This window comes from Nitrosospira sp. Nsp1 (assembly GCF_900100985.1).
In the GTDB taxonomy this organism is placed as follows: domain Bacteria; phylum Pseudomonadota; class Gammaproteobacteria; order Burkholderiales; family Nitrosomonadaceae; genus Nitrosospira.
In genome coordinates this window covers 38770-50768 of record NZ_FMUF01000023.1, presented here as the reverse complement: position 1 = coordinate 50768, position 11999 = coordinate 38770, and the positions used below count along the sequence as shown (strand labels likewise).

The 11999-nt window shown below is 52.0% G+C and carries 13 protein-coding genes; 6 read left to right on the top strand and 7 right to left on the bottom strand.

Annotation, left to right across the window (positions count from 1 at the left end; translation table 11 throughout):
• Positions 1-211: 211 nt before the first annotated feature.
• The 5 genes from htpX to xseA form a co-directional block, all read right to left on the bottom strand.
• Positions 212-1090, bottom strand: coding sequence for a protease HtpX (gene htpX, locus BLP78_RS12730; RefSeq protein ID WP_090459731.1), 879 nt, complete (start codon positions 1088-1090; stop codon positions 212-214).
• A 143-nt stretch (positions 1091-1233) separates the two neighbouring features.
• Positions 1234-1728 (bottom strand): disulfide bond formation protein B, encoded by a 495-nt coding sequence (locus tag BLP78_RS12725; RefSeq protein ID WP_090459728.1) that lies wholly within the window; start codon positions 1726-1728, stop codon positions 1234-1236.
• 269 nt (positions 1729-1997) lie between these two features.
• On the bottom strand, positions 1998-3176 hold the full coding sequence (locus BLP78_RS12720; protein WP_090459726.1) for a THUMP domain-containing class I SAM-dependent RNA methyltransferase: 1179 nt from the start codon (positions 3174-3176) through the stop codon (positions 1998-2000).
• A gap of 45 nt (positions 3177-3221) precedes the next feature.
• Positions 3222-3596, bottom strand: coding sequence for a DUF423 domain-containing protein (locus BLP78_RS12715; protein ID WP_090459724.1), 375 nt, complete (start codon positions 3594-3596; stop codon positions 3222-3224).
• 185 nt (positions 3597-3781) lie between these two features.
• The gene (gene xseA / locus BLP78_RS12710; RefSeq protein ID WP_090459723.1) at positions 3782-5125 is read right to left on the bottom strand and encodes an exodeoxyribonuclease VII large subunit; all 1344 of its coding nucleotides are present in this window, start codon (positions 5123-5125) and stop codon (positions 3782-3784) included.
• Between the two features lie 291 nt (positions 5126-5416).
• On the opposite strand from xseA, the gene BLP78_RS12705 reads away from it, so the two are divergent.
• From BLP78_RS12705 to BLP78_RS12690, 4 genes are all read left to right on the top strand, one after another.
• Entirely contained in the window at positions 5417-6073 is a 657-nt protein-coding gene (locus BLP78_RS12705; protein WP_090459721.1) for a MotA/TolQ/ExbB proton channel family protein, read from the top strand.
• A 144-nt stretch (positions 6074-6217) separates the two neighbouring features.
• Positions 6218-6634, top strand: coding sequence for an ExbD/TolR family protein (locus tag BLP78_RS12700; protein ID WP_090459719.1), 417 nt, complete (start codon positions 6218-6220; stop codon positions 6632-6634).
• A gap of 230 nt (positions 6635-6864) precedes the next feature.
• The gene (locus tag BLP78_RS12695) at positions 6865-7044 is read left to right on the top strand and encodes a Trm112 family protein (protein WP_025040613.1); all 180 of its coding nucleotides are present in this window, start codon (positions 6865-6867) and stop codon (positions 7042-7044) included.
• Between the two features lie 77 nt (positions 7045-7121).
• On the top strand, positions 7122-8075 hold the full coding sequence (locus BLP78_RS12690) for an ADP-ribosylglycohydrolase family protein (RefSeq protein ID WP_090459717.1): 954 nt from the start codon (positions 7122-7124) through the stop codon (positions 8073-8075).
• Between the two features lie 94 nt (positions 8076-8169).
• Here BLP78_RS12690 and BLP78_RS12685 read toward each other — a convergent pair whose 3' ends face one another.
• Entirely contained in the window at positions 8170-8397 is a 228-nt protein-coding gene (locus tag BLP78_RS12685; RefSeq protein WP_090459715.1) for a sulfurtransferase TusA family protein, read from the bottom strand.
• 340 nt (positions 8398-8737) lie between these two features.
• On the opposite strand from BLP78_RS12685, the gene argJ reads away from it, so the two are divergent.
• Positions 8738-9982 (top strand): bifunctional glutamate N-acetyltransferase/amino-acid acetyltransferase ArgJ, encoded by a 1245-nt coding sequence (argJ, locus tag BLP78_RS12680; RefSeq protein WP_090459713.1) that lies wholly within the window; start codon positions 8738-8740, stop codon positions 9980-9982.
• 171 nt (positions 9983-10153) lie between these two features.
• Here the strand turns inward: argJ and BLP78_RS12675 are convergent, their stop codons facing one another.
• Complete coding sequence (locus BLP78_RS12675) at positions 10154-10669, bottom strand: EF-hand domain-containing protein (protein WP_256330266.1); 516 nt, start codon at positions 10667-10669, stop codon at positions 10154-10156.
• A gap of 413 nt (positions 10670-11082) precedes the next feature.
• Between BLP78_RS12675 and BLP78_RS12670 the strand changes: the two genes are divergently transcribed.
• Positions 11083-11946 carry an ATP-binding protein gene (locus tag BLP78_RS12670; RefSeq protein WP_090459712.1) on the top strand — a complete coding sequence of 288 codons (864 nt, stop codon included), beginning with the start codon at positions 11083-11085 and terminating at the stop codon, positions 11944-11946.
• The last annotated feature ends 53 nt before the right edge of the window (positions 11947-11999 follow it).

Genomic DNA, 11999 nt, shown 5'->3' with positions numbered 1-11999 from the left:
TCAGATTGCTGAGACTGACATTGCCCCGCTGAAGCGGCAGGCAGTGTACGATTCGCTCGTACTGGGCTTGAGTGATTTCCATGCCCGCAAGTATAGCTGAATACATGCAATATGGCTATTAGAGTTAACAGGCCCTAGATAGTCGAGGGCAAGAAAAAACGGCGGTGGCCATATCAGCCTACCGCCGTTTTATCTCAAAACGATTAATGAATCAGGGCATCGCACGTAGCGCTGCAATACGCACTTCAAGTGGCGGATGCGACATAAATAAACTCTTAAGGCTGCCTTCTCCGCCCGAAATACCGAATGCCGCCAGTCGCTCCGGCAATTGTGTCGGTTCATGCCGCTGTTTCAAGCGCTCCAGCGCAGCGATCATCTTGTTACGTCCTGCCAGACGCGCACCACCTGCGTCTGCGCGAAACTCGCGCTGGCGGCTAAACCACATGACTATCATGCTGGCAAGTATTCCCAGCACCATTTGCGCCACGAGGGTGGTAATCAGAAAAGCCGGGCCCTGATCCCTTTCGGTTTTAAATATAACCCTGTCTACGAAATGACCGATTATTCTTGACAGGAAAATCACGAACGTATTAACCACGCCCTGGATCAGCGCGAGTGTAACCATGTCGCCATTGGCGACATGGCTTATTTCGTGCGCCAATACGCCTTCGATTTCATCTTTATGCATGTTCTGGAGCAGGCCCGAACTCACTGCCACCAAGGCGTCGTTGCGGTTCATGCCGGTAGCGAATGCATTGATATCCGGCGCGTCATAGATCGCCACCTCCGGCATGCCGATACCGACAAGCTCGGCCTGGCGCCGGACTGTCTCAACCAGCCAGCGCTCGGTCGGGTCAGATGGCTGCTCAATGACAACTGCACCGGTCATGCGTTTAGCAGACCATTTGGACATGGCAAGCGAAATCAACGAACCGCCAAAACCTATCACCCCGGACATGATAAGCAATGAATTGAAGTCTATACCGCCCTCGGCATCCAGCATGCGATCCACGCCCAGTATCCGCAGCGTAATGCTTAGGACCAATAACACTGCCAAGTTGGTGATTACAAACAGAAAAATTCGTTTCATAGAGGGTATTCCGTTTCTAATTGTAGAAGACACATTGTAAATAGGGGCACAAGCCGGGATTTCAAGGCCGTTATTCCTGCAATTTGTTGATATCCGGCTGGGTTAAATAATGCTTTCCGGCGCGCTTTTTCCCATTCATCTCATCAATGGCGGTTGCGCGCGGTAAACAAAATATATACCGCCAAACCGCCAAAGATTATAAAAAAAATTGCGGACCAGTCCGGAAGCGTGAGCAATGCAAACTGCCAGGTGACATCGGCACAATCCCCGTTTGCTTCAAACATGCTGGGCCACCACTGTGCCAACGGCAACGCGTTCAAAAACTTTTCTTCTGGACTGATACCGCATTCGAATGCCTCGGGAAAGCGCACCAGCCATGCCTGACGCAAAGCAACCGCCGCGCCGGAGAACGCAAAGGCAGCCATCAAGCCGCTGTATATTCCCGACCCTTTTGCGCGGGGAGAGTGAAAAAATGCCAATAGCGCGATTAATCCGACCAGCCAATACGCAACGCGCTGAACCACGCAAAGCGGACAAGGCAACAGGTTCTTTGCCAGCTGTAGATAAAGGGCATAACTGACCAGGCTGGCGCAACCGAGAAATATCGATAGAAAAATGACTCGTGTTCCTGGCTTCATGCGGCTCACATGACTCGGCTTAAAGGATTTAACCTAAATCCGGTAGTTGGACGGGGTGAAGTGTACGGTTTTTGGGGTGCAGGGCAAGGCGCAACGACGCGGAATGGTCGTTCCATTCCAAGGAGTTGCAACGCAGCCATGTGCCCCAAAAACTGTGCAATTCACCCCGTAGCGCCCTCACCCGGAAGGTGAGCGTCAAATAATATGAAATATTGTTATTAATCATGAAACCGACCTATTAAATGAGCGGTCAACTACCGGATTTAGGTTTAATCGGGCTGCTGGTTGACGTCCGTTTTCTTCACCCTTCGCATTCCCCCCGGCACCATTTTATATTCCAGCAAACGGCATTCCAGCGCCCCATTGAACAACGGCACACGGCGCGAGGGTGTCAAGCGTATGAGCTTTGGCAGAAACGGGTCGGCGGTAAAAATATAAGCATTCCATCCACTGAATTTTTTCTTCAGTACATCTCCCAGTTTCGGATAAAACTCCGCGAGTTCCTGCTGCTCGCTTAAACGTACACCATACGGGGGGTTGGTTACGAGAAATCCGGAAGCCGCGGGCGCGGAAATTTCCAGCAGGTTTGCCTGCTTGAGCGTCACCGTTTCAGAGAAGCCTGCGGCAGATAAATTTGCACGCGCGACGGCAACCGCATCCCCATACAAGTCACTGCCGAAAATCGGCTGGAGCGCTCTCGGTTTCTGCCGCGTCAGCGCTGCTTCTTTAACCTCTTCCCATTGCCTTCTATCAAAGCTCGCCAGTTTTTCAAAAGCAAAGCTGCGACCTAGCCCCGGCGCGATATTCAATGCAATTTGCACTGCTTCGAGCAAAAATGTGCCGCTGCCACACATTGGATCGAGCAGTGGAATGCCTGGCTGCCAACCCGCCAAGGCCAAAATCCCGGCGGCAAGGTTTTCTCTTATGGGCGCTTCGACGGTATTTTTTCTGAGGCCGCGCTTGAACAAGGCATCGCCGGAAGTGTCGATATATAAGGAAAATTCCCTGGCATCCAAAAAGCCGTGAATGCGAATATCCGGTCGCACCGTATCGACACTGGGACGGCAGCCAACTGTACTGCGGAATTTATCGCAGACTGCATCCTTGATCTTGAGTGTGACAAAATCCAGGCTGCGTAGGGGGCACTTGATAGCAGCCACATTGACCCGAATCGTTGAAGCCGGGGCAAACCATTCATTCCATGGCAATGCATGGGCTGTTTCGTACACATCGGCTTCGCCGACGTAGGGATTGCGCGCCACCCGCCAAAGAATTCGACTGGCGATGCGGCTTTCCATATTAGCCCGGTAGCAGGTTTGCCAGTCACCCTGGAACTGGACCCCGCCGTCGCACGCCTTTGCAAAAGAGGCCCCAAGCTGCTCCAGCTCGGCCACGAGTGTCGGTTCCAGTCCTCGCGGGCAGGGGGCGAAAAAATAGTAAGGCGTCACGGTAAAGCCGGGAGCACAATAATTAGCATTGCGACTTCGTGCCGTTTATTTTGCAGTCCAAGCCCCATAGCCAAGCATTGCCCAGGCGCTCAGGAATGCGACGCCGCCAAATGGCGTGATTATACCGAGCCCGCGTATTCCCGTCAGGCTCAGGACATAAAGACTGACGGAAAAAAGAACGATTCCGGCAAGCATCAGCCAGCCCGACCAAGTGAGCAGCCTGGACGCAGGCAGATGCAGCAGTATGAGGCCGACGGCGATCAGGCCCAGCGCGTGATAAAAATGATATTGCACGCCCGTCTGGTATACGGCGAGCATGTCTGTCGAAAGCCGTTGTTTTAAGCCATGCGCACCGAAAGCGCCCAAAGCGACGCATAAAAATGCATTGACAGCACCCAGGGTGAGGAAAACTCTTGACATCGGAGACCTATTTTCTGATGAGAGGACTAAAGAATGTAGCAGACACGACGCAGGCCCGCGCATACGTCTTTTTTACTTGCAAAGACAGCCGGAACACAGAAGGATCGATAAATCGATGCGGATATTTAAAACATTCGTAGTCTGCATCACCCCTGCCCAAATGTCTATACCGACATGGTCAGAAGTTACTCATTTTTCTCTGTCACGTGCGCCGTGCTGCCCCCTTTGGCAAACGCCACCCGAATGGTATCGCCGATGTCGATCTGATCGCTACTTCTCACCACTGCACCATCGGTGCCATAAACAATACTATAGCCCCGCTCCAACACCGACTCCGGGTTAAGATGGGCAAGATTCTCCTGCTGGCGCTGCAAGCTCATTACAAGCGTTTCGATGCGAACGGCAATAGCCCGGCGCAAGCGCAGCCCGAGGTCATGCTGGCGTTCAACCAGGCGGGGAATATCGGGGCTGGCGATCAGGGTACGCTGGTCAAGCTCGCGCAGACGCCAATAGCGGCGTGCCAGATCCTGTTGCCATGAGCGAGACAGGCGGTCGCGCAAACGCTGAAGATGCGCAAGCTGATCATTGATCCGTTTTCCAGGATGCACCAGGCGGCATTCGAGCATATCGACATGCTGCATCCGGCTTTCAATGCCACGCTGCATTGCCCGCTGCAGGCGTCCATGCATGATTTCTCCATGCCGTATTAATTCCTTCCGGTCGGGGCAGACGAGCTGGGACGCGCCGGTAGGTGTCGGAGCGCGAACGTCAGCCACAAAATCGGCAATGGTGAAATCAGTCTCATGACCTATGCCACTCACGATAGGAATGGGACACGCGGCGATTGCGCGTGCCACAGCCTCCTCATTGAATGCCCACAAATCTTCGATACTACCGCCGCCGCGGCATAGAATAAGCACGTCACACTCGGCGCGGTTTCCCGCGTTTCGAATGGCTGCCGCTATTTTGGCTGAAGCACCGGCGCCCTGCACCGGCGTGCCATAAATGATCAGTGGCACGAAAGACATACGCCGCTTCAGCGTGGACAGTACGTCGTGCAAGGCGGCAGCCGCCGGAGAGGTAATGATACCGATCTGCTTCGGGAATAGCGGTAGCGGTTTTTTGCGGTCGGGATCAAACAACCCCTCCTTTCCCAGTCTGGCCTTGAGTTGCTCGAAAGCTTCGAATAGCGAGCCAAGTCCGGCGCGTCGAATAGCCTCGACGTTTAATTGAAAATCCCCCCGGGATTGGTACAACGTCACCAGTGCGCGCACTTCTACCCGCATACCATCGCTGGGCTGCCAATCCAGATACTGATTTTTATCGCGGAACATAACGCAACGTATCTGGGCATCCGCATCCTTGAGTGAAAAATACCAATGGCCCGACCCGTAGCGCTTGATATTCGAAATTTCACCCCCTACCCATAACAATGGGAAAGCCTGCTCCAGCAAGTCCTTGGCGCTACGGTTCAGTTCGCTCACGCTCAAGACGGTGCGAGCGATCTCCATTTCCATAATGAAATTCATCTTGACATTCTACAATAATCCTCACCTGTCACGAAAATTGCGTAATTGTGCCGGCAAACCCGCATGAACACTAAAGAATACTCATAAGTATTTGTTTTTAATCAATATTAATAAGTACAAAAATTAATCTATTCAGAAAAAGTCGTTATGGCAGGGCGACTTAATGGTCCTATTTGCAGATTACCCACAAACTTATCCACAGTAATTGTGGACAAGAAAAAAACGCGTCCTTGCCGAAATCACAGGGGCAAGATACATTACAACTCTGATTTTTGTACCGGAGGTGATTGCGTGTTCGCTTTGATTCAAGCGGCGGGTTGGCCGATTTGGCCGCTCATTTTAGCTTCTATCGTCGCTATGGGCATTATCGGTGAACGCATGTGGGCCTTGCGTCTGAGCATGGTTACGCCAAGAGATCTGCTGCCCAAAGTGGTATACGAGTATCGTAACAGCGGCGTGAGTGCCGACATGATCGCGCGCCTTCAGAAACATTCTCCACTTGGGCAGATTTTTGCCGCGGGATTGAGAAACGACAGAAGCACGCGCGAAGTCATGAAAGAATCAATTGAGGAAGCTGGCCACGCCGTTTCTCACGACCTCGAGCATTATCTCACCACCTTGGGAACTATTGCCTCCATGAGCCCACTGATGGGCTTGTTCGGAACGCTGGTCGGCATGATCGAAATTTTTGGCGTGAATTCTCCTACTGGCGGTAGCGATCCGGCACAACTCGCCCATGGTATTTCCGTTGCACTCTACAATGCCGCATTCGGCATCCTGGTAGCCATTCCCAGCATGATGTTTTATCGTCACTTCCGCGCTAAAGTAGATGCACTGGTGATTGAAATGGAATTGCAGGCGTTAAAGCTGGTGGAAATCGTTCATGGCGAACGTCAGGATGATTCTCCAGCGAGACAAGGAATAGTACAGCCGCTGGCTGGTTCCTGATGGAAATGACCAATACCCTGCCGAGCAAGGACAGGGAATAGTTGAGCCGGGAAATCGGCGCGCGGCCGATAGAATCGGCTTTCAATTTCGGAGCATGACCCGCTTTTCAGATTACCGTCCACTTAATGGAATATAGCAAAAACAATGAACTTCCAACGCGGCAGGCAAAAAGAAGACCCGGAAATCAACCTGGTGCCCATGATCGACGTGTTGCTGGTGATACTTATTTTCCTGATGATCACGACTACTTACTCAAGGTTTTCCGAACTTGAAATCAGTCTGCCACAAGCAGCATCCGACAAGTCCGCTGACCATCCAAATGTTATCGATATTTCGGTAAACGCCAGCGGGGACTATACCGTCAACCGTACCCCCGTCAAAGATTCCAGCATGGAGCGGCTTAGCGAGGACTTGCGCATGGCCGCAGGTGATCGGCCGGACCCGGTGATTGTCATCAACGCAGACGCCGACGCTACACATCAATCCGTTATAACGGTGATGGAAGCCGCGCGTTTAGCAGGATACAACCATATCACTTTCACCACTGAAAACCCCAGGTAGGGTTCCTCATTGGCGCAACATGCCTTACCGGCGCGGCGGACAGCTATAGTATTTGGGGTTGTGAGGGAAACATAACAATTCAACCTAGTGGTCGCGTGCAAGCGCGGGAAGAATACACTGCGATGTAGCGCTTTCACGAAGTGAAGTTTTCGTACATAACCGCCGTCTCTCGGAGAGTATAATCGGTCTGATTGATGTAACCCTTTAAAGCTGAGGAAGTCGAGGAAATTATGGACTTAAAATTATTGGATATCCTGGTTTGTCCGCTGTGCAAAGGCCCGCTGCTCTACAGAAAATCCGAAAATGAACTAGTCTGCAAAGGAGACCGGTTGGCTTTCGCCATCAAGGATGGCATTCCCATCATGCTGGAAGACGAGGCACGAAGACTACCTGTAGAAGAAGAAATTTAGTTCGTGGAAAATCCTTCGAATAGGTTTCGATTTTTGATGGAACGCATTTCCTCCTGAATGAGAGCCCGATATAAACGATGAAAAATGCGAATAGCGCTGCCATCCTGGGCGCACTGGTTGCTGATTCCGCCGCACTTGGCCTGCACTGGCTTTATGATCCTGAGCGCATTGCGGAGATCGAGACAGCAAGGGGTCTGGTATTTCTTCAACCGGCGGCAGCAGACTATACCGTGGCAAAGGGCTACTTCGCGCACGGTCGGAAAGTATCCGGCGACTCTACCGGCTACGGAGAGGTCTGCTTATTGATGCTGAAGCATCTGGCAAAGCACGGCACCTTCAGCCGTAATGAATATCAGGCGGAATACCGCGCGTATTTTGGGCCTGGCGGCGAATTCGTCGGTTATATCGATTCCCCGACCCGCCTGACGTTACGCACGCTGTTATCCCTTGAACCGGCGGAATTTCCCGCCGCATCCGGCGCCGATGACGATCAGCAACCGGCCCTGGCAGCGCTTCCGGCATTGATTGCGACCCACTCCGGGACGCTGGAAGATCTCATGAAGCGCGTCGAGGAGGTGGTACGGGTAACAAATAATAATGAACTGGCGATCGCCGCGGCACGGTCTTCCTCGGCAGCACTGTTCAAGCTGTTGCATGGTGTACCGGTTTCGCAGGCGCTGGCGGATGCTCTGCCATTTGCGGGACCCGTCCTCGAACCATTACTGGAACAGGCGCTTGCCATACCGAAGCTGGACAGCATCGCGGCTACCGAGCGTTTCGGTCGCGCGTGTCATGTCGCGGAAGGCCTGCCGGTCATTTTCCATATTGTGCAACGTGCCACTGACTATCGTACTGCAATAGAGTCCAACATCCGCGCCGGGGGAGACAGCTGTGGCCGCTCGATCATGCTCGGCGCCCTGGCCGCAACGCATGCGGCGATGCAAGACGATTCTGCCTTTCCCATTCCACTGCCTTGGCTGGCGCGATACCGAAAACTTGCCGAGGCTGCCGATGCCTGCGCAGCGCTTTGAATGCGACACCCAGCGGGAAAATCCTTCGATCACATCCATGCGAATTACGGCAAGAACCGAACTCGGCAATTCCTTCTCATATAAATCCTGATTGTCACCTCTTTCTCATATAAAAGATAAATTCTCCAGCCATCTCCGACAAGGACAGCAATTCGTTGCCCGTCTGATCGGCAAAGACCTGGAAATCGATTACTGAGCCAGGGTCGGTAGCGGTTATTTTCAACACTTGTCCGGTAGTCATATCCACCAGGGATTTTTTTGTGCGCAGGATAGGCAACGGGCAGTTCAGGCCGCACACATCCAGTTCTTTATCGCAATTCATGCATTTCTCCTCGATTCCTGGTTACGGAATAGTTGCCTGCCCATGGAATGCAGCAAGTGATTTGCCAAAATTATTTTCATGATCTGCGAAAAATCCAAGAAAAAAACGGATAAGCGGTTATTTACGGTGCAACTGGAAGTTCTGTTTGTTACGCTGGTATTGATAATCATTAGAAGCCAAAAAACGAAAATATGAAAGAAGCGTTAAAGATGAGTTAGCATATGCTTGAGGATGATCTTTTTTCGAGCCTCGAAGACGAGGGCCGAAGATAATACCACCTTGTTGTTTTGATTGAGACTCGACAACACGTCAGTTTCCGCGAATTACCGATAGCGTCATTATGCCAGTCAACTTTACCCCTCCACTACCCGAACATCTGCTTCCTATTAAAGGCGTAACGCTCGGCATCGCCGAAGCGGGAATCAAGAAACCTGGCCGCAAAGACCTGCTTGTCATCGTTTTGGCGGAATGCACCAAGGTGGCGGGTGTATTTACGCAAAACCGGTTTTGTGCGGCACCTGTGGCAGTCGCTAAAGACCATCTTTTGAATCCGGGCTCCACTTCCGCCTGCCCGATCCGGGCACTGATTATCAATACCGGCAACGCCAATGCCGGCACAGGTGAAAGCGGCGTTGCGGATGCCCGTGCCACCTGCGCCGAACTCGCCAACTTGCTCGGTTGTGATAGTCGGCAGGTGCTGCCATTTTCTACCGGTGTCATTATGGAGCCGCTGCCGTTGGAAAGAATCATTGCCGGGTTGCCCGCGGCGGTGGCCGACCTCAAGGTGGACAACTGGTTTGCTGCCGCCCAGGCAATCATGACGACGGATATCGTGCCTAAGGCGGTATCGAAACAGATTTCCCTTGACGGCACAACTGTGACCATCACGGGCATTGCCAAGGGTTCGGGAATGATTCATCCAAACATGGCAACGATGCTGGGTTACATTGCGACCGACGCGGCGCTGAGCCAGCCACTGCTGGAACAAATCGTACGGCATGCGGCGGAGAATACATTTAACCGCATCACCGTGGATGGAGATACTTCAACCAATGACGCGCTCATTCTGATAGGAACGGGCCAGGCCGGCAATTCGGTCATTTCGGATAATGAAAGTACCCAATTCACACAGGTGCGAAACGCGATAACCGAGGTTGCAGCATGGCTTGCGCAAGCTATCGTACGCGACGGTGAGGGAGCCACCAAGTTTATTACCGTCCGGGTGGAGGGTGGGAAGACACTGGATGAATGCAGCAAGGCTGCCTATGCCATTGCACATTCTCCGCTGGTTAAAACCGCTTTTTTCGCATCTGATCCAAATCTTGGCCGAATACTAGCGGCAATAGGTTATGCGGGCATAGAAGACCTTGACGTCAATAAATTGCAGCTCTATCTCGATGACGTTCTGGTTGCAGAAAATGGTGGCCGGGCGCGCACTTACCGGGAAGCAGATGGTCAAAAAGTAATGAAGCAAGCCGAAATCACCGTGCATGTCGTGCTCAACAGAGGGCAGGCTTCGACCACCATCTGGACATGCGATCTATCGTATGATTATGTAAAGATCAACGCGGATTATCGTAGTTAGCAAACAGGCTGCCAGGGAGCCAGCGCAACTTAATAAAGAATCACGCTGTCAGCTGACAGTCGCACACCAATCGTATGCGACTGCAGCACTTTTCATGGACAAGTTTTCTTCCGCTCTTCTCTACTGGCTTCCGATCCTGGCGAGATGGCGCAAATCGCTTACAAGCGTCTTCTACTCGCCCATTGTCTTCATGTGTTCCAGGTTGGGGTTGGTCCAATCCATCCCGGAGCCATAGTTATAGCCTGATCCAGACGACCCGGACGACCCGGATGACCCATACTTATCCCCAGACTTGCGGGAATGATGTCCATGCTTTTTCCTCATTGCGCTGGCTTCATCCTTATCGATGTACCCATCCTTGTTGGTGTCCATCTTGTCGAACATTAATTGGCAATGGGCTGCATGTTCTTCCTGGCTAACCCGCCCATCATTGTTGGTATCCGCCATAGCCATCCCGCATCGGCCCTCTCCGCGTTTCTTGTCGCCATATCCATCCGTTTTGTCCCCATATCCATCTTTCGTGTCGCCGTAGTCATGAGACCCGGCGACCATGTAGCCTTTATCGAGGGATTGCATGGCAAAAGGGTTTTCAGCCGCAGACGCAATGGATGCGGTGCCGAGCGCGGCGGCCAGTGCGGATCCCAGAGCAAGAGAAATAATTGATTTTTTACTCGGCATATTATTCATGATGTTTTTCTCCTAAATATTTTGTTTGATTTAAAGGAAACTTTCGGGAGAGCATGCAATATAAGTGCTGCATCTCATCAATGATTCCACCTTAGTTGTTTCCGTTATTTACAGTCTGTTACGATAGATACCTTAATGGCGGCACCTTGCATACGCTGGACGTAACATGCCGAATCATGACCTTCTTAGCTGAGCGGTTCCGTTCGATAGCACACATATGAACTCCATTTGAATCCATGGGCTTACATTATTCAGATCGCCACTTTTTGCTTGGGACAGTCTGAAGAAAATTGCAACATGCAAAAAGCGAAAACCGTATTTACCGGTTATATGGGATATTCGTGATGGGAGGCGGCCATGCTTCTCATCGCGCGATTGTTATAATTTGAAATTAACGTTTGGTTTGGAGACTTATGGAAGGTTGGGACAAGCTGTACGATCGGGCCGAAGCGCTGCTTTCCCGTCTTGAAGCGCTGCTGCCGGTGGGCCAGACCGACCCCAACTGGAATTCCGCCATTGCATTTCGCTGGCGAAAGTCCGGCCGTACGGGTTCCATTCAACCTGTGAACCACCCTCACCGCGTAACGTTCGATGCTTTGCAAGGCATAGAACGTCAAAAAAATCTCTTAGATCAAAATACACGTCAGTTCGTACAGGGACATCCCGCCAATAACGTATTGCTTACGGGCGCACGCGGCACAGGCAAGTCATCGCTGGTAAAAGCGATGCTGAATAAATATGCTGCCATGGGGTTACGCTTGATTGAAGTGGAAAAGCATGACCTTACCGATCTGCACGATATTGTCGAACAGATATACCAGCGCCCTGAACGCTTCCTTCTGTATTGCGACGACTTATCATTCGAGCCGGGCGACCCCGGCTATAAGGCCTTGAAAGTCGTACTCGATGGTTCTATCGCCACGGCGTCCGAAAACGTTCTTGTCTACGCGACTTCCAATCGCCGCCACTTGATGCCCGATTTCATGCGAGACAATCTGGACACCCGGCATCTGGGGGAAGAAATCCACCCAAGTGAATCGGTCGAAGAAAAGATCTCTTTATCCGAGCGTTTTGGGCTATGGGTATCCTTCTACCCGTTTGATCAAGAGCAGTACCTGGACATTGCCGGGCATTGGCTCAACCATTTCGGTATCGAAGAAATGAGCCCCCCTATACGTGAAGCGGCTCTGCAATGGGCATTGGGGCGCGGCTCACGAAGTGGGCGTGTAGCATGGCAATTTGCACGCGACTGCGCGGGAAAACAGAATCTGCCATGATTTTCGAAGAATCCGGTCATTGCCCCAGTAGATCAGCACGGGATACGCGAGCC

Coding starts and splice junctions, on each gene's coding strand:
- htpX (WP_090459731.1), bottom strand. CDS start 1,090: ATGAAACGAATTTTTCTGTTTGTAATCACCAACTTGGCAGTGTTATTG.
- BLP78_RS12725 (WP_090459728.1), bottom strand. CDS start 1,728: ATGAAGCCAGGAACACGAGTCATTTTTCTATCGATATTTCTCGGTTGC.
- BLP78_RS12715 (WP_090459724.1), bottom strand. CDS start 3,596: ATGTCAAGAGTTTTCCTCACCCTGGGTGCTGTCAATGCATTTTTATGC.
- xseA (WP_090459723.1), bottom strand. CDS start 5,125: ATGAATTTCATTATGGAAATGGAGATCGCTCGCACCGTCTTGAGCGTG.
- BLP78_RS12700 (WP_090459719.1), top strand. CDS start 6,218: ATGAACTTCCAACGCGGCAGGCAAAAAGAAGACCCGGAAATCAACCTG.
- BLP78_RS12695 (WP_025040613.1), top strand. CDS start 6,865: ATGGACTTAAAATTATTGGATATCCTGGTTTGTCCGCTGTGCAAAGGC.
- BLP78_RS12690 (WP_090459717.1), top strand. CDS start 7,122: ATGAAAAATGCGAATAGCGCTGCCATCCTGGGCGCACTGGTTGCTGAT.
- BLP78_RS12685 (WP_090459715.1), bottom strand. CDS start 8,397: ATGAATTGCGATAAAGAACTGGATGTGTGCGGCCTGAACTGCCCGTTG.
- argJ (WP_090459713.1), top strand. CDS start 8,738: ATGCCAGTCAACTTTACCCCTCCACTACCCGAACATCTGCTTCCTATT.
- BLP78_RS12675 (WP_256330266.1), bottom strand. CDS start 10,669: ATGAATAATATGCCGAGTAAAAAATCAATTATTTCTCTTGCTCTGGGA.
- BLP78_RS12670 (WP_090459712.1), top strand. CDS start 11,083: ATGGAAGGTTGGGACAAGCTGTACGATCGGGCCGAAGCGCTGCTTTCC.